The 24,422-nt window shown below is 39.7% G+C and carries 20 protein-coding genes and 3 pseudogenes; 16 read left to right on the top strand and 7 right to left on the bottom strand.

The genetic code is table 11. The features are described 5' to 3' along the window. The first annotated feature begins 164 nt into the window (after positions 1–164). The 6 genes and pseudogenes from HSISS2_RS08280 (at position 165) to HSISS2_RS08255 (ending at position 7,756) form a co-directional block, all read left to right on the top strand. Positions 165–674 (top strand): QueT transporter family protein, encoded by a 510-nt coding sequence (locus HSISS2_RS08280; protein ID WP_042767106.1) that lies wholly within the window; start codon positions 165–167, stop codon positions 672–674. 50 nt (positions 675–724) lie between these two features. After that, positions 725–2,682 (top strand): annotated as a pseudogene (gene ligA / locus HSISS2_RS08275) (NAD-dependent DNA ligase LigA). A 9-nt stretch (positions 2,683–2,691) separates the two neighbouring features. After that, positions 2,692–3,705, top strand: a complete 1,014-nt coding sequence (locus HSISS2_RS08270) for a diacylglycerol kinase (protein ID WP_008535295.1) — start codon at positions 2,692–2,694, stop codon at positions 3,703–3,705. 429 nt (positions 3,706–4,134) lie between these two features. Continuing rightward, positions 4,135–4,947, top strand: coding sequence for a hypothetical protein (locus tag HSISS2_RS08265; protein ID WP_021146303.1), 813 nt, complete (start codon positions 4,135–4,137; stop codon positions 4,945–4,947). A gap of 84 nt (positions 4,948–5,031) precedes the next feature. After that, complete coding sequence (locus HSISS2_RS08260; protein ID WP_021146302.1) at positions 5,032–6,021, top strand: YafY family protein; 990 nt, start codon at positions 5,032–5,034, stop codon at positions 6,019–6,021. 106 nt (positions 6,022–6,127) lie between these two features. Next, entirely contained in the window at positions 6,128–7,756 is a 1,629-nt protein-coding gene (locus tag HSISS2_RS08255) for a hypothetical protein (RefSeq protein ID WP_021146301.1), read from the top strand. Positions 7,757–7,792: 36 nt separating this feature from the next. Here HSISS2_RS08255 and HSISS2_RS08250 read toward each other — a convergent pair whose 3' ends face one another. Both HSISS2_RS08250 and HSISS2_RS08245 read right to left on the bottom strand, forming a co-directional pair. Beyond that, on the bottom strand, positions 7,793–8,272 hold the full coding sequence (locus tag HSISS2_RS08250) for a QueT transporter family protein (protein WP_021146300.1): 480 nt from the start codon (positions 8,270–8,272) through the stop codon (positions 7,793–7,795). A 73-nt stretch (positions 8,273–8,345) separates the two neighbouring features. Continuing rightward, a pseudogene (locus HSISS2_RS08245) lies at positions 8,346–9,172 on the bottom strand (exodeoxyribonuclease III). 560 nt (positions 9,173–9,732) lie between these two features. Between HSISS2_RS08245 and HSISS2_RS08240 the strand changes: the two are divergent. Continuing rightward, positions 9,733–10,401, top strand: a complete 669-nt coding sequence (locus HSISS2_RS08240) for a DUF4767 domain-containing protein (protein ID WP_021146297.1) — start codon at positions 9,733–9,735, stop codon at positions 10,399–10,401. Positions 10,402–10,524: 123 nt separating this feature from the next. On the opposite strand, the gene tehB is transcribed toward HSISS2_RS08240, so the two are convergent. From tehB to HSISS2_RS11995, 4 genes are all read right to left on the bottom strand, one after another. Next, positions 10,525–11,403, bottom strand: coding sequence for an SAM-dependent methyltransferase TehB (gene tehB / locus HSISS2_RS08235; protein ID WP_002887717.1), 879 nt, complete (start codon positions 11,401–11,403; stop codon positions 10,525–10,527). Between the two features lie 773 nt (positions 11,404–12,176). Beyond that, positions 12,177–12,293 carry a M10 family metallopeptidase domain-containing protein gene (locus HSISS2_RS12000; protein WP_240472074.1) on the bottom strand — a complete coding sequence of 39 codons (117 nt, stop codon included), beginning with the start codon at positions 12,291–12,293 and terminating at the stop codon, positions 12,177–12,179. Continuing rightward, positions 12,257–13,189 (bottom strand): putative Zn-dependent protease, encoded by a 933-nt coding sequence (locus tag HSISS2_RS11070; protein ID WP_021146296.1) that lies wholly within the window; start codon positions 13,187–13,189, stop codon positions 12,257–12,259. The genes HSISS2_RS12000 and HSISS2_RS11070 overlap by 37 nt, the downstream gene beginning before the upstream one ends. 60 nt (positions 13,190–13,249) lie before the next feature. Next, a complete protein-coding gene (locus tag HSISS2_RS11995; protein ID WP_021146295.1) occupies positions 13,250–13,444 on the bottom strand; it encodes a hypothetical protein in 195 nt (64 codons plus the stop codon). Positions 13,445–13,656: 212 nt separating this feature from the next. Here HSISS2_RS11995 and HSISS2_RS08220 point away from each other — a divergent pair, with 212 nt between their 5' ends. The 9 genes from HSISS2_RS08220 to folP all read left to right on the top strand — a co-directional run bounded on the left by HSISS2_RS08220 (position 13,657) and on the right by folP (position 22,889). Continuing rightward, complete coding sequence (locus tag HSISS2_RS08220; protein WP_008535280.1) at positions 13,657–14,394, top strand: LytTR family DNA-binding domain-containing protein; 738 nt, start codon at positions 13,657–13,659, stop codon at positions 14,392–14,394. A gap of 335 nt (positions 14,395–14,729) precedes the next feature. After that, complete coding sequence (locus HSISS2_RS08215) at positions 14,730–15,881, top strand: sensor histidine kinase (protein ID WP_021146294.1); 1,152 nt, start codon at positions 14,730–14,732, stop codon at positions 15,879–15,881. A 112-nt stretch (positions 15,882–15,993) separates the two neighbouring features. After that, positions 15,994–17,388, top strand: coding sequence for a hypothetical protein (locus HSISS2_RS08210; RefSeq protein ID WP_021146293.1), 1,395 nt, complete (start codon positions 15,994–15,996; stop codon positions 17,386–17,388). A 162-nt stretch (positions 17,389–17,550) separates the two neighbouring features. Further along, complete coding sequence (rpsP, locus tag HSISS2_RS08205; protein ID WP_008535277.1) at positions 17,551–17,823, top strand: 30S ribosomal protein S16; 273 nt, start codon at positions 17,551–17,553, stop codon at positions 17,821–17,823. 11 nt (positions 17,824–17,834) lie between these two features. After that, positions 17,835–18,083 carry a KH domain-containing protein gene (locus HSISS2_RS08200; RefSeq protein ID WP_021146292.1) on the top strand — a complete coding sequence of 83 codons (249 nt, stop codon included), beginning with the start codon at positions 17,835–17,837 and terminating at the stop codon, positions 18,081–18,083. A 118-nt stretch (positions 18,084–18,201) separates the two neighbouring features. Then, positions 18,202–19,464 (top strand): folylpolyglutamate synthase/dihydrofolate synthase family protein, encoded by a 1,263-nt coding sequence (locus HSISS2_RS08195; protein ID WP_021146291.1) that lies wholly within the window; start codon positions 18,202–18,204, stop codon positions 19,462–19,464. Between the two features lie 62 nt (positions 19,465–19,526). After that, the gene (locus HSISS2_RS08190) at positions 19,527–21,371 is read left to right on the top strand and encodes an APC family permease (protein ID WP_008535274.1); all 1,845 of its coding nucleotides are present in this window, start codon (positions 19,527–19,529) and stop codon (positions 21,369–21,371) included. A 145-nt stretch (positions 21,372–21,516) separates the two neighbouring features. Beyond that, positions 21,517–22,080 (top strand): GTP cyclohydrolase I FolE, encoded by a 564-nt coding sequence (gene folE, locus HSISS2_RS08185; RefSeq protein WP_002884345.1) that lies wholly within the window; start codon positions 21,517–21,519, stop codon positions 22,078–22,080. An 8-nt stretch (positions 22,081–22,088) separates the two neighbouring features. Continuing rightward, on the top strand, positions 22,089–22,889 hold the full coding sequence (gene folP / locus HSISS2_RS08180) for a dihydropteroate synthase (RefSeq protein ID WP_021146290.1): 801 nt from the start codon (positions 22,089–22,091) through the stop codon (positions 22,887–22,889). Positions 22,890–22,921: 32 nt separating this feature from the next. On the opposite strand, the pseudogene HSISS2_RS12125 reads toward folP, so the two are convergent. Beyond that, positions 22,922–24,371 (bottom strand): annotated as a pseudogene (locus tag HSISS2_RS12125) (alpha-amylase). Positions 24,372–24,422 lie beyond the last annotated feature (51 nt).

Below are 24,422 nucleotides of genomic sequence, written 5' to 3'. Positions count from 1 at the left end.
GCTTACCATTATTCATAGTTTTTCAGGAGATGGTAATGATAGCACAAAACACAAAAAAGACGAGGACAATTCTTAGATGCTAAAGAGAGCTTGGCGAGGTCCAGGCTCTTTTGGCGGGAATGAGTTCTTGTCAAAGAAAAAATAGAGAGATTGTAGAGGAAAAAATGAAAAATCAAACTATTCGTGATTTAACTCATATTGCTATTGTGGCAGCACTTTATGTGGTCTTGACCATTGTGCCACCTTTTAATCTGATTTCGTATGGTCCATACCAGTTTCGAATTGCAGAAATGTTTAATCTTTTGGGATTTTATAATCGCAAGTATATCATTGCTGTGACCTTGGGATGTTTGATTGCCAACTTCTTTAGTTTTAACATGATTGATGTGGTCATTGGTAGTCTCTCAACCTTGGTTTTTGTCAGCTCAGGTGTCCATTTCTTTGACAGCTTTAAGAATCAAGATATTTTTGGAGGCCTTTTTGACAAGGCCCAGGTCTATTTTGCCCTTTATTTTTCATTTTTCATGGTGACTATTGCTGCTGAGTTGACCTTGGTGGCTCATGCTCCGTTTTGGGCAACTTGGTTCTCTGTAGCTATGGGAGAATTGGCTTCACTCTTGGTCGGTGCCATTCTTATCAAAAAATTAGCCAAAGTGATTGATTTTGTTTCCTAAATTAACGTCTGTAAAGGCGTTTTTTGTTGCTTTTATGATAAAATGTTCCTATGGAAAAACGAATGAAAGAGCTGGTTGCCAAACTTAACCAGTATGCAAAAGAGTATTATACTGAAGATGATCCCTCGGTATCAGATGCCGAGTATGATAAGCTCTATCGTGAACTTGTAGCTTTAGAGGCTGAGCACCCCGAGCTTGTTCAAGCAGATAGTCCGACTCATCGTGTGGGAGGTTTGGTCCTTGATGGTTTTGAGAAATACCAACATGAGTATCCCCTTTATAGTTTGCAGGATGCTTTTTCTCGAGAAGAACTTGATACCTTTGATAAGAGAGTTAAGGACGAATTTCCTAATGCTGATTATATGGCTGAACTCAAAATCGATGGTCTTTCTATCTCGTTGACCTATGTGAATGGTATTCTACAAGTCGGTGCGACACGTGGTGATGGTTCAGTTGGTGAAAATATCACTGAAAATGTCAAGCGTATCTCAGATATTCCACTGAAGTTGGATCAACCGCTTAACATTACTGTGCGTGGGGAATGTTATTTGCCACGTGCTGAATTCGAACGCATCAATACCCAACGCCAAGAAAATGGTGAGGCAGAATTTGCCAATCCTCGTAACGCTGCTGCAGGGACCCTTCGTCAATTGGATACTAAAGTGGTGGCTGAGCGTCGTTTGGCGACTTTCCTTTATCAGGAAGCCAGTCCGACGGAACGCTTGACGCAAAATGATGTCTTGAATGAGGTGACAGAACTTGGATTTTCAGTTAATCCACGTCGTATTGTCACTTCATCGATGGATGAGATTTGGGACTTTATTCAAGCTGTCGGTCAGGATCGTGATCACTTGGCCTACGACATTGATGGTGTTGTCATTAAGGTCAATAGTTTGGCCATGCAAGAAGAACTAGGCTTTACAGTTAAGGCACCACGTTGGGCTATTGCTTATAAATTCCCGGCTGAGGAAAAGGAAGCCGAGCTTCTTTCTGTGGACTGGCAAGTGGGTCGAACGGGTGTGGTAACGCCGACGGCTAATTTGACGCCGGTACAATTGGCAGGGACCACAGTTAGCCGAGCCACCCTTCACAATGTGGATTATATTGCTGAAAAAGATATTCGCATTGGTGATACTGTTATTGTCTACAAGGCAGGTGATATTATCCCTGCTGTACTCCGTGTAGTAGAAAGTAAGCGTACAACACAAGAACCAATGCAAGTGCCGACGCAATGTCCATCGTGTGGCAGTGATCTCTTGCATTTTGAAGATGAAGTTGCCCTACGTTGTATCAATCCTTCTTGTCCTGCTCAGATCAAAGAAGGCCTGATTCATTTCGCCTCCCGTGATGCCATGAACATCGCAGGTATGGGACCTTCAGTGGTTGAAAAGCTCTTTCAAGCTGAATTGGTAAAGGATGTGGCTGATATCTATGGATTGAACAGCCAGGATTTCCTCCAGCTAGAAGGCTTCAAGGAAAAATCTGCCGAGAAACTTTATGCTGCCATTCAAACGTCAAAAGAAAACTCTGCTGAGAAATTACTCTATGGCTTGGGCATTCGTCATGTCGGTGCTAAAGTAAGCAAGCAGTTGCTGGAAGCTTTTGAAACGATCAAGGATTTGGCAAGCGCTGATGTTGAGGCCATTGCAGCTGTCGATGGATTAGGGGAGGTTATCGCCAGGTCTATTCAACGTTATTTCGTCAAGGAGGAGGTTAAAGTTCTTTTGAAAGAACTAGAATCCTATGGCATTAATATGGCCTATCTTGGGCAAAAAGTTGCAGACAATGCCATTTTGTCTGGAAAGACGGTCGTTTTGACAGGTAAATTGGAACATCTTAAACGTAGCGAAGCAAAAGCAAAACTAGAGGCCTTAGGTGCCAAGGTGACAGGATCTGTCTCTAAGAAACAGATTTAGTGGTTGCCGGTAGTGATGCTGGAAGTAAGTTGGAAAAAGCACAAAGCCTAGGCATTGATGTAGTGGATGAGGCTTGGTTGCTGAATTTATAGGAGTTCAATATGAAACAAAAACGTGCCCGCTTAATTTATAATCCAACATCTGGGCAAGAAATTATGAAGAAAAATGTTGCTGAGGTATTGGATATTTTGGAAGGTGCTGGTTTTGAAACGTCAGCTTTTCAAACAACACCAGATGAAAACTCAGCCAAAAATGAGGCCACTCGTGCCGCTAAAGCAGGTTTTGACTTGGTCATTGCTGCCGGTGGTGATGGAACGATTAACGAAGTGGTTTCTGGGATTGCTCCGCTCAAAATGCGCCCACAAATGGCAGTGATTCCAACAGGAACAACGAATGACTTTGCGCGTGCTTTGAAGATTCCAAGAGGGAATCCTGTTGAAGCAGCCAAAGTCATTGCCAAAAAACAAACCCTGCAGATGGACATTGGTCGTGCCTATGATGATAAATACTTCATCAACATTGCGGCTGCAGGTTCCTTTACCGAATTAACCTATAGTGTTCCTAGTCGATTGAAGACGGTCCTTGGTTACTTGGCTTATCTGGTTAAAGGAGCTGAGCTGTTGCCTCAAGTTAAGAAGGTTCCAGTTCGCATTACACATGATGAGGGCGTCTTTGAAGGTGGCATTTCTATGATTTTCGTTGCCCTGACCAATTCGGTCGGTGGTTTTGAAACGATTGCTCCGGATGCTAAACTGGACGATGGTAAATTTACCCTAATCATGGTTAAAACAGCCAACCTTTTTGAGCTGGTTGACCTTATTCGACAGGTTCTTCAAGGTGGAAAACACATCTATGATAAGAGAGTTGCTTATATCAAAACCAGTTCGCTAGATATCGAGCCCTTAGGTGAAGATCGGATGATGATTAATCTCGATGGAGAATATGGTGGAGACGCCCCTATTCATCTGCAAAATCTTAAGAATCACATTGAATTCTATGCAAATATTGATGAAATCTCTGACGATGCCATCACGCTTCCTGACACCGATGAATTGGCTCTCGAAGCCATCGCACAAAAATTCAGTAGCGAAGCTGAAAAAATTGAAAATGATTAAATGACAGACAGAATTTCGGTTTATGCTAACTTCGATTGTAAATCAAGGATTTATTGCAAATCATGTGTCGCCTTCTTAGTTTTTGACACATTTAAATCGTCTGTCTACCTTCTAAAGCAACCTGCTTCAGGTTGCTTTTTTAGTATTTCTATAGAAAATAACGTTTTCATTTGTTACAATAGTAAAAACCAGTAAATTTTTCTGGAGTGTATCTTGGGGAGGGTGAGAAGCTTAATAAGGAAAAGGACAGTCATTTCAATGATAATGACATAATAAAGAGTGAGAATTCTTTTGAGTCGGCTTTTATGACAAAGGACCTGAGTTCGAGTCTGCTTTTCAGGAGGAAAAAGCTGAAAAGCGGTATGTCTTTCTCACTTTTGTTTCTCCAATGATACTTTTACTCGTAAGCTTGGTATCAGCTATTTTATCTTGAAAGCATCAGCCAGTAATCTTGTATTTAGCTGTGATTATTGCCTGCTTCGTGCTTTCTATCATTATCCTCAGGCTAGGGCTAAAACTGAGAAGGTTTCTCTGGGCGTCCATTGTTCTTGCATTGATTGGGCTAATATTCATTGCCACTTTGGGCTGTTCTATTTATTGAGAAACCATAAAAAATACAGGGTGATTCAGCAGGCATCTCAGTCGGAGAATAAAGCTGATAGTGATAATCCTCAGGATTACGAAGATGTGTCTGCGGCTTATAACTGGACTGAAGAAGACTTTGAGAATTTGAAGCCTAAGAAAGATACACTGTGCTCAATTATTAAACGCCACGGAAAGCCAAAATATGTCGTGCTGGAGTCCAGTGGTTTAAAGGGAGAATATAGCCAGGGAGATGAAAAAGAGTATATTGATCTCACTTTTGTCAAAAATAAAGAAGGTCAATATGTTTATGATGGTGGGACAGCGACTTATCCACCTGATGGCGTCACGGTAGTTGATAATTATAGTAGTGACTGGACAAAAGAACAGCTTAACCGGTTACGAACTAAAGACCAAGAAATTTTTGGGCCAGCAACACCCTTGTCTGAGGTAGTGAGGGAACACCCTCAGGCAGACAGTGCACAGAGGCGCATAAGCGTGCATTCTTCAGGAGCTATGCATAAGACAGTTGATCTTGATTATACTGTTCAGAATAGCTCTATTAAGAAAGCAAAATTTTTAAGACTATCTTTTGAGTACAATGAGGAGAAGAAGGATTATTATCTGAGTTATAATTCTGCTTCTCGTTACTCTTGGTGAAGGACTTATGATAATGAAATAATTATTCATTAGACAGCAATTTTTTTAGTAATAAGAGATTCAATTATAAAGGGGGATTTTATAATGACAGCATCAAAAACCAAACGTCTCTTGTATTTTATGTCCGAATTGGAAAAGGGAAATGACATTTCAAAAACGGACTATCTGGCTCGCTTTGGCATTAGCGAGCGTACACTTAAAGAGGATGTTAGCGAACTTAAGGACAATTTGACAGAGCTACGTCCTAATATGAAAGTAAAATATTCCAGAAAATATGGTTCCTACCATGCCCAATATGAGCAAGGATATGGTAATCTGAAATATAATCAAGCGGTTATCTTGTCTAAAATTCTTTTGGAGAGTCGTGCCCTTCGAAAAGATGAGGTATCAGAAATTATTAACATCTTTGTTGAGAGGGCTGTAGATGACAAGGAACGCAGACGTATCAAGCAATTGACTGAGTTAGAGCTAGATAGTTATCAAGAATTGAAGATTTATCAAAATCAAGATAAGTCACTCTTACCAGCTATTTCAGCGATTTTTGATGCCATTGTGGACCAACGGCCCTTGGCTTTCAGTTATCGTAAACCTGGAGAAAAAGTGGAGGAATATAAGGTCTTTCCGATTTCTGTTATCTTCGACAACCACTATTTTTACTGTATTTCCTATAAATTGGATGATAACTTTACCTGTGATTATCAGTTCTCTGAAATCCGTTATTTCCGTGTGGATCGTTTCCAGACCATTGATAAATCTGAAAATAAGGTCGCATTCACGCTCAGTTCAGAACAAGAGGATCGTTTGATTACAGACGAGCAAGTGCGCTATCAGGCTTTCTCAATGCTTTCGGGAAATGAATGGGTTCGCATTACTTTTGAATATACGGGTCTCTACCGTGATGTCTTGGAGTCTGATATTCCCAAACTAAATCTTCTTGAAGAGACGATTAATGACGGTATTGACAAGGCTCGCTATGAGATTGAAACCTTTAGTTTATTGGGTTTCCAAAAGTATATCCAACGTTTTGATGGAGATTTCGTTTTTCTAAAGATTGAAACAATAGATAACAAGTGAAAAGGGTTTTCAGGCGACTGAATGCCTTTTTGTTTAGGACAAGGAGATTCTATTTGTGTTAAAATAGATTTGTGGAAACGCTATCATTTTCATACGGAGGGAAAGTATGAAAGAAAAGAAAAAAGAAATGCAAAAACAGGTTATGACTCTCTTGGGGATTTTGATTTTTGCCTTTGTCAATGTGTTTATCTTTGATGATAAGATGGGCGCTGGATTTTCTGCCTTTTCAACCATTACCCTGATGAGTATCGGACTATTGTCTAAGCGCACCAGCCTGCGAGTTTTGGCCATTATTTCCTATCTCATCAATGTTGTTGCGGCTATTTTGGGTTTCAATTATGTTGGTTTTCTAACAGCCGTTCAGGCTATCGAACTTATTTTCATTATTTGGTATCTTTACCCACGTGACAGTTTTTTGGGACGGGATATAACGGATAAGTACACCTACCGTTTTCGTTGGATTCATCTGCTTCTAACTGTTTTAGTGTCGATTGGAGGCTATATTGTTTTTGCGATTGTCTCTAGTATGTGGGACGGTTCTTTCTTGGAATATGGTGGGAATACAGCCCTTATCTTTGCCATGCAATATTTGCTTTTGATAAGTATTACTAAGTCACGGCAGGACGAACCGACTAAGATTGCTCATTATTTTCAGAAGGAGCGCCGTACGAGGGAAATGAAGGCAGCAATAGAAGCTGAACGTTTGGCCAAAGAGAGAGCTCTTGCAAGGGCTTTTGAGGTACCTCTGAAGGCTCCTAGTCAAACAGCTGAAAAATTTGGTAGTAACATGATCAAATTCGCTTCTGTTTGGCTATTGGTAATGGACATGTCCATTTTGGCTTATTTCTTCCGTCCCAATGATGTTGGTTTCAGTTTTGGTGCTTTCTTTGTTCTCTTGACTATTGTCTTGTCTTTGATTTTCAAATCAGAGGAAGACAAGGAGGATGTTTTCTCTATCATCTACCACAAGATTCGTCCTATTCAACCTATTTTCTTTATTCTGCTCTTGATTGCTCACGCTCATAAGTTTAGCTACGGTGCTGCTTACGCTCTCTTGTTCTCAGCTGCTTATTTCTTCTGGGCAATCAATAAGATTAATATGAAGACCCTCTTGACCTTTACGGTTGTCATTTATTTCTTCCCAGTCTTTGGTTACCTTTCTAACCCTTACCGACTCGGTGCTGAAAACCTTAAGATGGTGGGTGAATTGGTGACAGATCGTAATAAGTCCAATACCTTTTATGTTGGCTATTATTGGTCACTTCTAGGATTGCAGGATGATGGTGAGTATGAAGGTGTGCCTCTGTCTTGGCAGGCTGCTAAGTTTGTAAATACTGAGATTTTATCTGGTAATGAGAGTAAAACCTCAGGTTTTTTCTATGAAAATAATCATGGCGACTATATCTATGATTTACACCTAGCCAATAACCAGGGGACAATTAAGGTAACAACGGGTTCTGGAAAGGCTAAAAAAGAATTCCAATTCATGGACTTTGGCAGAACCTATTATAAGTATGAAAAATTGAAAAAATCGGATAACCAAAAGCGTTACAAAAATTTTTATGAGGTAGGGACTGTTACAACTAAGTTGGGAACCTATAATCTTTATCTCGAAATGGACCAAGATTGGGTTGATGACTATCAAAAAGACCCGACTAATGTTGACTACCGTTTACTTATCTTTGGCGACAAACTCACACCAAAAGAAGCTTACGAAAGAGCATATCATTACTAAACAAAAATATCTCTGCAATGTGCAGAGATATTTTTGTTAGTCTTTGTATCCACGTTTGGATAACTCTCTTACAAGGACAGCTCCCAAGATTGACGGTACTAATTGTCCTAGGAGGAGATTGAAAACGAGAGCAAGATAAGGAAGTTTAAGTAAGGCACTAAGCCAGATAGGTACTACTAAGGATGGAACGAGTAGGATTGGGAGAATGATAAACCAGCTAGACAGCTTAGCTTTACGGATGAGATAGATGCTACCAGTTGCCAGAAAGCTGGCACAGAATCCACCGACAACATCAATCAATCCTAGACCACCAAAAGAGTTAGCAATAGCATTTGCGAGACTGAGGGGAACAACCAAAAATGGGAAAATATAGGTTAATCCATATAGAGCAGTGGCCAGACGCATTTGGACAGCACCAAAGGAAATGGCTTGTGACACAAAGAGAATAGCGATGTAAAGAGCCATGATAATAGCTGACAGAACGAGTTTTTGAGTGGTATTCAGTTTAGTTTTCATTAGTTCTCCTTAATTGGGCATAGTAAAAGAGTAGTAGTTCTACTCTTTTTAGGGATTTAGGTCTAGAGTTGTTTTATAAGTCAATCTCCAAGACAATAGGTGTGTGGTCTTGGCGATCACCAGAGTCAATCATGTCTGATTTTGTGACCTTATCGGCAATACGGTTTGAAGTTAACCAGTAGTCAATTCTCCAGCCTGTATTATTGATTTTAGATGTTTTGCTACGTTGGGCCCACCATGTGTAGGCACCTGTAACATCGCCATTGAGATGACGGTAGGTATCTGTGAAACCTTTAGCGAGGAGATTAGTAAAGCCTTCACGTTCTTCATCTGTAAAGCCTGGTGAACGACGATTACTTGAAGGATTGGCCAAGTCGATTTCCTTGTGGGCAACATTATAGTCGCCAGTCGCAAGGACTGGTTTCTGGGCGTCCAATTCGGCTAGGTAATCCGCATATTTTTCATCCCAGATTTGACGTTCAAGCAGACGTTTGAGACCATCACCAGCATTTGGTGTGTAGACCTGTGTCACAAAGAAATTGTCAAATTCGAGAGTGATGATGCGCCCTTCACAGTCCATAGTTGAAGGCGCCCCAATTTCAGGATAAGTAATGACTGGTGTCAATTCTTTTTATACAAGAACATGGTTCCAGCATAACCTTTACGGGCGGGTTCAACAGATGAACGCCAAGTATTGACATAGTCAGGGAAGTAGTCTTCCAAGATTTGCAGATGCTTTTTGGTAGGACCTTTAGCAGATAATTTTGTCTCTTGAATAGCAATGACGTCTGCATTTTCAGTGACCAAGGTATCGATGACTGTGCGTGATAATTGAGCGCGTGCAGAATCACTAGTAAGAGCGGCATTTAGGGAATCAATATTCCAAGAAATTAATTTCATGTGTACAGTTTCCTTCTTTGGATTTTTCTTATCTATTGTAGCAGAAAATAAGATGTCAGGCGAGTTATGGGATTGTTAAGAACAACTTGGAGGAGTATAATTTATCTTATATTGAGAGGTGATAATCAATGAAAAACAAACACGCATTTATTATTTATTTTGGGTTCTCTTTTTGCTGCAAATCATCCTTACAATCATGATTTGGTGGTCACAGGGGCTAGTGCTTCCTCTGGTCGTTTTTCCGGGGGTGAGTTTCTGCTTCCTGCTTTATTTAAGGTACCTCTTAGGCTACAGCCTTAATCAGTCTCCTTCAGAACCCTTATTTGTCCTCCGTAGGATTGGCCTTGGGACCAGTTTAAATCCTAGGAATCCACTAGGCTATAAGATTAGTATCCTACTAGTCATGGGTGTTTTGATTTTCCTCTTTTGTCTGAATCTGTTCGCTCTTCTAAATCCTTAATCGTCTTGTTAACAGCAAGTTTCATATCCTTAACACTATTGTCATCAAAGGCATTCTATGATAGGATGAAAGGTGAAATGATAAAGAGAAGAGGAAAATCATGCGAAAGCTGTCAGAAGCAGAATGGATAAGCCGTTTTGAGCAAGTTCAGGGACGTAATCCAAAACCTGATGAACTACAACTGGCTTATCAGTCTGGACTTATTGAAGTCTCGAAAAATTACAATTATATCTATATTCTTCTGGGCTCTCTATTAGCAATTGTCGTTGCCATAGGAATTAGTCTGATTTCAGGGACAACACATCAACAGTCTGAGGGACCTTCTACAATGGCTAGCACGCTTTTCGCATCAACGGGAATATCAAGTGACAATTCTAGTGTTTCGGCGAGTGAAAATCCACGTTGGACCAATGATAAAGGAAGTCGTCTTGCTAATTTAATGGTTTCTTGGGGTAACCAGATGAATCAACCTGGTTATCAGGAAATTACCAAAGAAGCCTCCACTATTCCTATCCATTGGGGGTCAGACCGTGATCAGGTTGTGGACGCAACCTATGCTGCAAATGGGAATAGCAGTTCTGAGTACACTATTGTTTCAGTATATGAGCGTTGGCAGGGTACGACCGTTCACCGTTATTTCTTCTCCATAAAAAGAGATGGAACACCAGTTGTTCTTTATTCATCAACTACTAATGGTAGCATTTACTACGTCAAAGAAACAGGAAATGAAAATCTCAAATCAGCATACGCCGATATTGTCAGCAACTAAAAACTAGATTTCCAATTGGAAACCTAGTTTTTTAGTGTGAAGAAAGGCAAGATGAGAAAACTCTAAGTACCACCTGCCTAGTTAGAGTTACATTCTTTGATATTCACTTTTCTAAGTAGTGTGTTATTTAACCTTTTTAGCCAACATAGTCGCAAATTGAAGGGCAATTGGATTACCATATTCATCTAAGCGGTGAAGGTGACCAATATTTTCATTGTATTTGACAAGCTCCCAGTCGCTATAGTAGTTTTTCAATTCGCCTTCTTCAAAGGTAAATGGGAAAGGCATGGTACAAGGGTGCTCCTCAGTATTCATGGCACAGACAATTAAATTGTAACCACCAAGGGCAGTACGCTCTTGCATATTCTTGATGATAGCCGGAATTTGGTCAGGATCAAGGAACATGAAGACCACTGTTGAGAGAATAAAATCAAAGGTTTCTGATTCTGGAAGAGCAGCAAGGTTGATATCGTAGTAACCAGCTCTAACATTGTAATTTTCCTCATCAGCGATCATCTGGATACGTTGGGTAGCTTCATTATTAATGTCAACAGCAGTGACATCATGTCCAAGTGACGCTAAATAAAGAGCGTTACGACCATGACCACAACCAAGGTCTAGAGTGCGACCAGGTTTGATATAGCCAGATTGCACGGCCTCAAGAACCTCAGAGTGGGCCTTAGTATCATACTTTTTAGCCATGTAGTCCTCAGGTTTGCAATAAAAAGACAGATAGCATTCTAAATCCTCTGAAGCAGCAGCGATGCGGTGCCAAGCCTGAGGTTCTACAAAAGGAATATCTGTTTCAGGTGTGAAGAGATGTTCCGCAGTAACCTGCCCTTCTTCATCTAATTCGTAAAAATGAAGAGCCCCAGACAGGATGGTCAGTTTAGCCCATGTTCCTACCTTTGTATTATGTTTTTGAGTCACCATTTCTGGAAGAGTAGTGGCTGTCCAGTTTGGGAGACGTTTATAGCAAAGAAGTTGCTGATCTATAGTCATTTTGTGAGTTCCTTTCAATAGGTATGGTTCTATTATAGCAAAAGTTTGGAAAAGAAAAAAAGTCTAGCTGGGGGGCTAGACGCTTTTATTGTGAGAGAACTGATAATCTAGGAATGGGGGAAAAGTGTTTGGGGAAGATAGGTATAAATGTTAAGAAGGGGTCCTAGACTATCAAAAACGTTCATGAGAACAATAAGTTTCAAATGATAAAATATTTATCTTGAACTCATTCGTTCTCTCTTTACACTATCTATTCTACCAAAAAAATCAGCAAAATGCTTACATAATATTAAAAAGCGTAAGAAAAAATCACGAACAGTCAATTAATGGTCTTGAATGGTAACTTTGTACAATCTATTTTGAGTGATTACTATTACAGTATCCTAAGAAATGTATTTATAGAAAGTAGATAAAAGAAAAACGTCTAACTAAAGCAGCTAGACGTTAATTATAGGAGAGATCTGGAAATCTAGGAATGGGGGAAAAGTGTTTGGGGAAGATAGGTATAAATGTTAAGAAGGGTTCCTAGACTATATTTTATTCTGTTTATGAGAATAGTGAGTAAAAACTTATAAAAATAACTTTTTGCCTCATCCGGTCTCTCTTTACATTTTCTATTTTACCAGAAATATGGAATATAACTTTACATATTTTTAAAAAGTGTAAGAAAAAATCATGAACAGTCAATTAATAGTCTTGAATGGTCATCTCACTTTATTAAAAAAGCAGATCCCTCAGGTTCTGCTTGTAAATGATAGTAATGATTTGATACCTTAAACAATCTTACCATAGAGCTTCTTAACATTGTTAATATCAACAGGTTGGATACTTGTTTTTCCACCCTTAGGTTCCATTACAGAGGCAACTGCACTATTATGGTCAAGTCCAATCGCATGTCCCAGTTCGTGTTGGGCAGTGTTAAGGAGTTTACCACCATTTTTTGGTAGTAGTTGTTTTTAACATGGAAGCTATTCAGGTAAACGGTAGCATTGTTATATTGCTTGGTTGGGACATAATAAGTAGAGTAGGTAACTCCCAGAGGAGAGGCTACATTTTCTTCGAAACGTTCATCAGCAATAATGTTAGCTTTTAGTTTATCGTCGGTAAGTAGGAAGTTAAAGGCTCCAGTATTGTTCCAAGAGGTAATAGCTTCCTTGTAAGCAGTCACAATCTCTGGTGTTTTAGCTTTGATGAAGATGGTTGCTTCATTACTTGACCAATGAGGTGTGTTGTAATTTTCTTTGACAAGAACGTTGTTCTTTTGCCATACTTGTGCTACTCGGTCAACTGGTTTAGTAGCTTGGCCTGAAGCTGTGGGCTTATTTTCGGTAGTCACAGGCTTCTTAGGCTGAATAGTTGCAGTTGTTGAAGGCTTGTTTGCAACTGTAGCTGGTTTCTTGGGTTGGTTAGCCGTAGAACTTGATGTTTTAGGTTTAGAAGTTCCAGTAGTCGCTGGTTTTGTTATGTCTGTTAATGGTTTTGGAAAATAGGTAGACAAAATTTTATGAACATTGCCATTGTCAATTGTCGTTGAAACCCATGTAGCACCATCTTTTGACCAAGTTTGTGCTTGTGCGACAGTTTCGGTCTTTGATGTTGCTTTATTTTCTTGAGATTGAGAATGACTTTCTGAACTTGTCGGAATCTTAGTCTCATAGGTTCTGACTCCGGTCTGACGATTAACAGTGCTACTTGCTGTTTGACTATTTTGAGCTAATTCGTCAAAAGTTGGAGTAGTTGAGGTAGATTGATTAAAATCATTTTCATGTGTATGTTGGTCATCCACAGAGGTGTGTGAGATTGTGGTGACGGTAGCAGGTGCTTCAGAAGCAATAGCAGCATGTGTTTAAGTGCCAGTACCAGGATTTGTACTTGTCTCAAGTTCAGCAAAAGTCAGTGCCTGAGTGGAATCTGAGACATAAGTCTGATCAGCAGAAGCTGTCTGAGAATGTCCCAAAAGAAAAACACTCATGATACCAACAGTTGCAAGGGTTAACAAGGTCTTCGAATGGAATCCTTGCCTTTCAGTAAAACGTAACATAACTTTCTCCTTTTTAATATAAAACAAAAACAGTCCTAATGATACCATCTGAAAATGAATATAAAGTGACAACAATATAACAATTGTTATATAAATAAAAACTTGGTCGTTAAAAAAAGACTTTATACAGAAAAAAAGAATAATATCCGCTTAAATATGATAAAATGACAAGTAGGTATGCTAAGTGCATTAGAAAGAAAGAGGGAAATAAGATGCTTTCTATTATCATCCTGGAAGATGATGCCTTACAGCGTCACCGTGTTGGTCGCTTATTGGACGAAGCGGTCGAGGAGTCTAAGGCTGTTGTTAATGACATCACATTCTTTGAGAATGGTCAGGAATTGTTAGATGCTGACAGAGGTTCAGGTAAATCCATGATTTACCTTCTGGATATTGACCTCAAAAATCAGACCAAGCAGGGACTAGATATTGGTTTGGAGATTCGAAAAGAAGATTTGAAAGCACAAATTGCTTTTGTAACAGCCTACTCGGAGTTTATGCCCTTAACTTTTCGTTATAAGATTCAGGCCCTTGATTTTGTGGATAAATCCATGGAAGATATGGATCTCAAGAGAGCTTTGGTAGAGCTTTTGGATTTTGCCCAGTCACAGGTTGAGCAAGAAACGAAGACACAGAGTCTCACTGTTAAAACGGATAAAAATGATGTCAGTATTCCTTATAATGACATTTTGTATATTGAGACAGCTCCTGTTCCACATAAGTTGATTGCCCATACCAAGACAAACCTGGTTGAATTTTATGGGAAAATTGCAGAGGTGGCAAAACTGGATGATATATTCTTCCAAACCCACCGCTCTTTCGTCGTTAATGTCAGCAATGTGACAAGTGTGGATCGTACAGCTAATATGGTTTTCTTTGATGACGATGAGTCTTGCCTCCTTTCGCGAACACGTAAAAAAGAACTTTTGGAACGATTGAAAAATCGTTAAAGTATCTAGCCTATCCTTCTTCTCTAATAGTTATTAAAAATTTTCTGAAAACCGAGATGATTATTCAGTTTTATCTCATCTATTGACGGGAATTGTGATAAAATAGTAGCGTGGCTTTTATCATATACCTATCATGACTAGAAGGAGGTGGCTAACTATCATATGATGATTGATTTTCAAATTGCATTAGAGTATCTTTTGCATTTTATCGTCATACAATGGATTTACGAACAGACCAGTTTGGTTAGGGTTCCCCGACTGATTCTCCCCTTGGCTTTCTTAGTAGATTCCTAGGAGGATTACTCGGTTCCTCTTTCGGGGTCGGCTTGTCCTTTATGACGCCTTTCTATCTTCTTTTCTATGCCTATTTCTTTGGCAAGGAAAGAACGGCCAATATGTTGGCCTTCTATGCCTTCTACCCTTTAGTCATTTATCTGTTGATATTTAATGGTTATTCTTATTTCTTGATGCCAGCCTTTAATATCACTTCAGATTTTCTCAACAAGAGTTATCTTTATTTTATTTTCTTTGACCTTCTAATTGTTCCAACCTTTGTTGCTCTTTCCAAGCTCCTTAATATTGACTTTAAATCTTTAAGGGTCTTGGAGAGAGACCGTAAGTTTAGTCGAATTATGTTTTTCACTAACTTTATCTTGATTAGTTATGTGATTTTTAACTATGCTGTGGTTGTAGCTTCGCAATTCTTTTCACTCTACTATGCTGGTCCTATCGTAACCTTAGTTGGTTTTGCATCTATCCTTTTTGCTGTATATAGTGTCAATAAGTATGCAGATGAGTACTTTGAAAATCAGCGTCGGAAAGAAAATCGTCGTCACTTGGATGATTTAGAAAAGTATTCTGAGCAAGTTGAGAGCCTTTATGAAACACTACGTGGTTTTCGTCATGATTATACCAATGTTCTGATTTCGCTTAGTGAGGCGATACAGATGAGAGATATTGACCAGATCAAGATGATTTATGACACTGTCCTTAAAGATTCAGCATCAGATTTGAGGCAACAAAAATTTGATTTGGCGAAACTAACACATGTAACCAATATGCCACTCAAGAGCCTGTTATCTTCTAAACTGGCTGAGGCGTTTGATAAGGGAATTCATTGTCATGTTGAGGTCGAAGAAGGTGTTTTCTTCACAGATATGCGTGTCTTGGACTTGATTACTATTACATCAATCCTCTGCGATAATGCGATTGAGGCAGCTGTTCTGTCAGAAACACCAAAGTTGTCTATTGCTATCTTTAAGATGGAGGGGCAGTCTGTAATTGCTGTTGAAAATTCCACTAAGGAAGCTTCTATTGACATAGCTCCTTTGAAGCAAAGAGGATTTTCGACCAAGGGAACAGGTCGTGGTTTAGGCTTAGCAAATATTGAAGAAATTCTCTTCAGATATGACAATGTGTCACTCGAAACGGAGTCAGCACAGCACCGTTTTGTGCAGTTATTGTCCGTTACACCAAAACAAGATTAATTGGGGATTTAATAAGAGTTTTTAGAATTCTTGTTAGTCCCTATTTTTATGTTTTGAAATATGTTAAAATAGTAACGTTAATCATGTGTTTTTTAATTTAGGGGGATTTATTATGTTGAAAGACGAATGGTTAGAATACTTTGAAGCTGTCAATGGGCGAAAGCCGAGGCCTATTGATTTTAAAGAGGCTCTAGAAAGAGGAGAGTTTATCCTCTCTGAGGAGTCAGACTCAAGCCAAGTAACTAATCAAGCACCGTCTGATCAAGGACAAGCATCGCCTGATCAATCATTAGATGGAGAAACTGCAACCGCAAAAGCACTAGCCCAGTCTCAAAAAGAGCGTAACGGCGCACAAGAGGCCCTAGCTAATGCGGCTCAAGAAAAGAGAAAAGCGCTATCCCAAGAAAGTGCTCTCCAAGTGAAGACGCTTCAATCAGGTCGTGAAGCTGAGGTTCTTCAAAAGGAAGAAGAACAGCGTCAACGTGTCGCTGAAGCTAAAGAACGGTTGGCTAGTTATGCGCCAACACGTCTGGATTCAGTAAGCCATTCAGCAAGTGCTGCGAGTGCAACTATTCAGGATATTCCAGTGTTCAGCAATGAATCACAATATCATGACAGTTCTGAGGACTTGAAAAAAGCCAACCGAAAAGAAGAAAAAGAGGCCAAGAAAATTGCTCGTCAGGCTGCTCGTGATAAGAAAAAGGCCGAAAAGCTTGCTGATAAAGTCAAGTCCAAAGAAGATCAGACTGTAATCAAACTAGAAAAGAAATTGGAAAGTCAGATTCGTCTTCTAGAAAGTGTTCAGAACATTGACAAAAAATCACAGAAGGCAAAAAGTTGGGGTAAAGGGGCCTTGATTTCTAGCCTTATTGCCGTTGTTTTGATGCTGTTGATTGGTGGTGTTTATGGCTTTTGGCGTAACGCTTCAGGTAACATTGAGGGGACTTGGGAATTAAAAACGTCAAAAGTCTTGGATGAAAATTCTGGCAAGTTAACCAATGCTCTTAAGGAGCATGAAAACAATAATGAAATTTATGTCTCTTTCCTTAAGGTTGACCATTCCAATAATCTACAGACACATTCTTACTTCTATACTAAGGGTAAGGAGGACCACCCTACTTTTACGGCTTCAGATTATCTGAAGGAGTATCAAGTTGTTGATCAGTGGAATAAGTCTATTACCTATACCAAGGAAGTCTCAGAATTTAAGCGTGAGTTGACTCGGGTGGTCTCAGAACTTTATCCAAATGCCGATAAGAACTTAGTGGATTACTATATTTCGGATAATGTAGATAACTATAGACTTTATCGCAAAGGAAAACGAACCAAGTCGTATACTGTTAATAAGGATACCTTGGTTGTTTCTACCTATAATGAAGATGGTAAACTGACTAGCCGTGATACTTATGAGAAGGTCTCAAAAGCGACAGCTAAAGGCTTAGAAGCTGAATATGCTGAAGCAAAAGTGGCTTACGAAAAAAATCATAAGACTACAAGCAAAAAATAGGTAAAAAGTGAGTTAGAGGTTGTCTCTAACTTTTTTGTTGAAAATTTGAGTCTGTCAAGTTTTTTTCTTGACACATAAAAATGTTATGGTATACTAGATAAGGTCGAGAGGTGATTAATGCCTCCACCATAATAAAAAACTAAAGAAAAGAGATATTACAAAATGGCAGTAAAAATCCGTTTGACTCGTATGGGTTCTAAGAAAAAACCTTTCTACCGTATTAACGTTGCAGATTCACGTGCTCCACGTGATGGACGTTTCATCGAAACAGTTGGTACTTACAACCCACTCGTTGAAGAAAACCAAGTAACAATCAAAGAAGATCGTATTCTTGAATGGTTGTCTAAAGGTGCACAACCTTCAGATACAGTTCGTAACATCCTTTCAAAAGAAGGCGTTATGAAGAAATTCCACGAATCAAAATTCTCAAAATAATTTTTTAGCCTATGGATACCATTGAAAATCTTATTATCGCTATCGTTAAACCTTTAATTGCTTCACCAGATCAGTTGACCATTAAAATTGTTGATGGCTCTGAGTTTTTGGAGTACCATCTTGACCTCGACCCAGCAGACATTGGGCGTGTTATCGGGAAAAAAGGACGTACTATTACGGCGATAAGAGCGATTGTCTATTCGGTACCTACTCAAGGTAAGAAGGTTCGTCTTGTTATTGACGAAAAAGAGAATGCTTAAGAGGCGACCTTAGGGTTGTCTTTTTTGCATTTTTTGGTTAACCCTCTTAGTCTTTGGTATAATATGAGGGTTAAACATAATACCTAAGTCAAAGATTAATCTGAAAGAAGGAGCAAGAATGACTTATCAAGAAGCGTTAGAGTGGATTCACGGTCAGTTGAAGTTTGGCATTAAGCCAGGTTTGGAACGTATGGCCTGGATGCTTGAAGAACTAGGAAACCCACAAGACAATTTGAAGGCTGTGCATATCGTTGGGACTAATGGAAAAGGGTCTACGGTAAATGCCCTACAAACGATTTTTAGTCAAGCAGGTTATGAAGTTGGAACCTTTACCTCGCCTTACATTATTGATTTTAAGGAACGGATTTCTGTCAATGGTCGTATGATTTCAGAAGAGGCGTTGTTGGACTTGGTTGAACGTGTTAAGCCTGTAGTTGATCGTCTACCAAAAGAGACAGAGCATGAAAATGCGACAGAGTTTGAGATTATCACAGTCTTGATGTTTCTCTACTTTGGACAAGTCCATCCTGTGGATATTGCATTTATAGAGGCTGGAATGGGCGGCTTGCATGATTCGACTAATCTATTTAGTCCTCTAGCGGTCATCTGTCCATCTATTGGTCTGGATCATCAGGCGGTTTTGGGAAATACTCATGCTGAAATTGCGGCAGAAAAGGCTGGTGTTTTGAAAAATGGAGCTCCCTTTATTTTTGCGACTGAGCGAGATGATGTTCGAGCAGTCTTTGAAAAGAAAGCACATGAAGAAGGGGCTAAGACCTACGAGTTAGGAAAAGATTTCACAGCTAACGGAACAAGTCATTCCTTTGATTTTGCTTACGAGGGACAAAAGCTAGAAAATATCTCATTGGCTATGGCTGGTCAGCATCAGGTGGCTAATGCTAGTTTGGCCATCATGACTTCTTTGCTGCTTCAAAAAGATTATCCAGAAGTGACTCCTGACCTCATTAAGGCTGCCTTAGCTCATGCTAGTTGGCTAGGTCGAACAGAGTTTTTGATGCCTAATCTCATGATAGATGGTGCTCATAATAACGAGAGTGTTAAGGTCTTGATTGATTTGTTAAAATCAGAATATGCGGATAAGGATATTGAATTGCTTTTTGCAGCTATTGATACCAAGCCTATTGATAGTATGTTGGCTCAGTTAGAGTCGGTCGGTGATTTGACAGTAACCAGCTTTGAGTATCCAAATAGTGTCAAATTGGACAAGTACCCAGCTGCTTACAAAAAGGTCCCAGGCTTCCAAACTTGGATCAAGAATCATGTATCAGCGGATAAAGACAAATTATATGTGATTACAGGATCTCTTTATTTTATTTCTCAAGTTCGAAAATGGCTTTTAGAGCGAAAAAGTAACGTTTAGACTTGAAAGATAAGACTTAGGGGCGTATAATACCCCATATGTTTTAAAAGTAAGGAGAAAAAATGCTTCAACGTCTGAAAAACATTTTAATAGGTGAACCCTTGACCCAGGATAATAGCAGTGATGATCACTTATTATCTAAGGTTCAAGCGTTAGCCATGTTGTCGAGTGATGCTCTATCATCTATCGCATATGGTCCTGAACAGGTCGTATTGGTCTTGATGGCTGTATCAAGCGCTGCTATTTGGTGGTCTATCCCTATTGGGGTTTTGGTTTTAGTCCTTTTGGCTAGCCTTACTATTTCTTACAGACAGGTAATTAAGGCCTATCCACAAGGTGGTGGTGCCTACATGGTAACTTCGGAAAATCTGTCACCTAAATTTGGTTTGATAGCTGGTGGTAGCCTCTTAGTCGACTATATGTTGACAGTAGCCGTTTCAGTTGCCTCAGGTGCGGATGCCATTACTTCAGCTATTCCTTTACTTCATCCCTATAATCTGGAAATCTCAATGATTTTGGTGCTTGTTTTGATGGTGATGAACCTCAGGGGAATGCGTGAATCGGCAAAATCTCTGATGATTCCTGTTTATCTCTTTATTGTCTCAACGATGTTCTTATTAGGATTTGGTTTCTTACAGATCTTAACGGGGCATATGCCTTATGCGGCTACGGCCCATTTAGGCCAACCGATTACAGGTGTGTCAGTGATTCTTATTTTAAGGGCTTTTACATCAGGTTCGGCTTCATTGACAGGGGTGGAAGCTATTTCTAATGCAGTGCCTTTCTTTAAGAAACCTAAGCCTAAAAACGCTGCATCAACCCTCTTTATCATGTCAAGCATCTTGGGGATTATGTTTGCCGGGATTACCTTCCTAAACTGGTGGACTGGCATTACACCTCATTCAGGTGTGACAATTTTGGCACAGATGGCTAGAGAAATTCTTGGCTATTCATGGATTGGTAGTATCTTATTTTATATCTTCCAATTCTCAACTGCTATGATTCTTGCAGTAGCAGCAAATACTGGTTTTTCAGCCTTTCCGATGTTGTCCTTTAATATGGCTAAGAATAAATACATGCCTCACATGTATCTTGAAAAAGGTGCACGTATGGGATACTCTAACGGTATCTTGACGCTGGCTATTGGGGCCATTACCCTCTTATTCATTTTCCGAGGAAATACGGAACGGTTGATTCCGCTTTATACTATTGGGGTGTTCATTCCTTTTGCACTTTCTCAAACAGGGATGGTTGTCCATTGGATTCGTGAATATGGTAAGGGATTCTGGAAACACTCTTTAGCTAATATTTTAGGTGCCCTAATTTGTTATGCTATCGTCCTCATTCTCTTCCTTTTCCGTCTAGGAGATATTTGGCCATTCTTCCCTATTATTGCGATTTTGATGTGGATGTTCCTTAAGATTAAGAAACATTACAATGGGGTTGCTCAACAATTGCGTATTGATGGTCAAGTCAAAGAACATCATTATCAAGGCAATATTGTCCTTATCTTGGTGGGGAATGTTACAAAGGCTAATATTGGTGCTATTTCTTATGCACGTTCTATTGGTGATAAGGTTATCGCTATGCATGTGTCTACTAAAGATACAGAGAATAAGGACAAGGAAACCGAACAAGAGTTTAAAAAATATTTCCCAGAAATCGAGATGGTTCATATCCAATCACCTTACAGTTCAATTACGCAGTCAACTATTCAATATGTAGACGAAGTAGCTACTCAGGCTGAAAAAGAGAATGCGACTCTGACTGTTATGATTCCACAGTTTGTTCCGAAAAAATCATGGCAAACCATGCTTCACAACCAGATGAGTTTACGATTGAAATATTATCTCAAATGGCGTGAGAATATTGTCATTTCATCATATTCTTACCACTTAAAAGATTAAATAAAGACAAGCGAGGACAGTCCCCATGTGACGGGGAGTCTTCGCTTTTTTAGCTGGAATTCAGCTAGGCAATTTTATTTTTTGCAAGAAAAATCGAGCAAAATGAGTTATAATAGATAGTACTATAACGTTTCAAGAGGAAATTATGGCAAATCAAGAAAAAGTAGAACAAGCAGTCTATCAATTATTGGAAGCTTTGGGTGAAAATCCTGAGCGTGAGGGTCTTTTGGATACGCCAAAACGTGTGGCTAAGATGTATGCTGAGATGTTTTCAGGTTTAAATGAAGACCCTAAAGATCAGTTTACAGCAGTCTTCTCAGAAGTACATGACGAAGTTGTCCTTGTCAAGGATATTCCTTTTTACTCTATGTGTGAGCATCATTTGGTTCCCTTTTATGGAAAGGCTCATGTAGCTTATCTGCCAAGTGGGGATAAGGTGACTGGACTGTCAAAATTAGCACGTGCTGTTGAAGTGGCGGCCCGTCGTCCACAATTGCAAGAACGTCTGACAGATCAAGTCGCTACAGCGCTTGAAGAAGCCCTTAATCCTCGAGGTGTTTTTGTCATGGTGGAAGCAGAACACATGTGTATGACCATGCGTGGTATTAAGAAACCAGGAAGTAAGACCATCACAACAGTTGCTAAAGGCCTCTATAAAGAAGACCGTGAAGAACGTAAGGAAATTCTTTCTTTGATGCGTGATTTTTAGGAGTTAAAATGTTTATTGGTAAACATGAAATTGCAGGTAAGGCCTGCATTATGGGAATCTTGAATGTCACCCCAGATTCTTTTTCAGACGGTGGTGATTTTGACACAATAGAAGATGCGCTAGCTCAGGTTGAGCGTATGATTGCTCAAGGGGCTAGTATTATTGACGTGGGTGGTGAGTCTACAAGACCCGGAGCAGAATTTGTTACCGAGGAAGAAGAGATTGCTCGTATTGTGCCAATTATACAAGCTATTAAGGCAAAATATGACGTTCTTATCAGTATTGATACCTACAAGACAGCTACTGCTAGAGTTGCTCTTGAAGCAGGTGCGGATATTCTTAATGATGTTTGGGCAGGTCTTTATGATGGTCAGATGTTAGCTTTAGCTGCTGAGAAAGACGTGCCAATCATCCTAATGCACAATCAAAAGGAAGAAATTTACAATGACGTCACTGAAGATGTCTGTGCCTTTCTCAATCAACGTGCGCAAGCTGCCTTGGAAGCTGGTGTAGCCAAGGAAAATATCTGGATTGATCCTGGCTTTGGTTTTGCTAAAAATGTCCAACACAATATAGATCTGCTTAAAGGCTTGGACAAGGTTGTTGAGCTTGGGTATCCTGTTCTTTTTGGGATTTCTCGTAAGCGTGTTGTGGATTATCTCCTAGGTGGAAATATTCCTGCCAAGGACCGTGATCAAGGAACAGCTGCTCTATCTGGTTATGCTGTTAGCAAGGGATGTCAAATTGTTCGTGTCCATAATGTTGAAGCCAATCGTGATATTGTCAAGACTATCGCAGGAATTTTATGAAACGAAAAAAAGCTCAAATCGAGCTTTTTTTCTTAGTCTTGAATTGTCCAAACGCTGACAGATTTTTCAGAAACTGGGAAGTCTCCCCATCCGTCTTCATCAATGGTTACAGTATCAGAGCAGTTTCCAAGGATGTCATGGAAGGTTTGTCCTGCCCAATCACTGCCAATTTCCATAGTTTTGCTGTTAGCAACATCATTAGAAATGGTTACGGCTAATGGAGTACCGCCTTCGTTGCCAGAGCGTGTCCATCCGATACAGTTAGGGTCGTCAAAGTAGTCTATTTGCTCTCCGTAAGCTAATTCTTTACGAGCGTAAAGTAGGGTGTCTAAGACCTCTTGGAAACTTTCCTGAGCAAACTCTCCTTCGATACCATAGTAGTCCCCATAAAACAGGCAAGGAAGACCATCTTCACGAAGTAGAATAAGAGCGTAAGCAGCTGGCTTAAACCATTCTTCAACAGTTGATTCTAGAGCCTGTCCACGTTGGGTATCGTGGTTCTCTACGAAGGTTACCGCATGCTCTGGGTGATTTTTGACTAATGTTTGATCGAAAATAGTCGTCAAATCGTAATCGGCCCCTTCCAGGCTGGCATCGTATAAGTTGTTATGAAGGCGAACATCCACAAGGTCAAAGCGGTTTTCAGTTTTTCGAGATAAGTATTATTATCTTCTTCCTTGGCATTCCAAAATTCCCCAAAGACATAGAAGTCTTGTCCTTGTTTTCTTTGACGTCACGTATGAAATTACGCATAAAGAAAGAGTCTATATGTTTGACAGCATCCATGCGGAAACCGAGGACTCCAGTTGTTTGTACGAACCAGTCGACCCAACTGTAGATATTTTCAATGACTTCAGGATGCTTATAGTCTAGATTGGCATACATAAGGTAGTCAAAGTTACCGTTTTCGTTGTCTACCAAGTCGTTTTCAGCCCAACCTTTGTTGTCACCTTGGATAAGATAGATACCACTTTTATTACGTTTGGCATCGAAGTCCGTCCCGTTAAAGTGGTACCAGTGCCATTCAAAATCATTGTAGGCCTTTTGACGACCATCAAATGTGAAATGTGTCCACCCTTCAATTTCAAAAGGCTTGCTGATTTCTTTTGTACGATCCTCTGGGTCAACTTCGACCACTTCGAAGGTCTCGAGTTTATCCGCTGCCGCCTTGTGATTAAGGACGACGTCAGCCATGGGTACAATACCAACGTCTTTGAGGCGATTAATAGCATTAAGATATTCATCTTTGAAACCGTACTTAGTGCGAATAGTACCTTTTTGATCGAATTCGCCTAGGTCAAAGAGGTCATAGACTCCGTAACCGACATCATCTTTATTAGTGCCTTTAAAAGCAGGTGGCATCCAAACATGGCTAATACCAAGGTCTGAGAGATGTTGGGCATCTTCAGCCAAGTGATTCCAATGTTGTCCATCGCTTGGAAGATACCATTCAAAATATTGCATTACAGTTTGATTTGTCATAGTTAATTCCTTGTTCATTGAGAAAGTCTATATGTTATAGCAGGAAGTTTT

Origin of the sequence: Streptococcus sp. HSISS2, from assembly GCF_000448665.1 — a bacterium.
Lineage (GTDB): Bacteria > Bacillota > Bacilli > Lactobacillales > Streptococcaceae > Streptococcus > Streptococcus raffinosi.
This window is presented reverse-complemented; position numbering and strand designations above follow the sequence as displayed.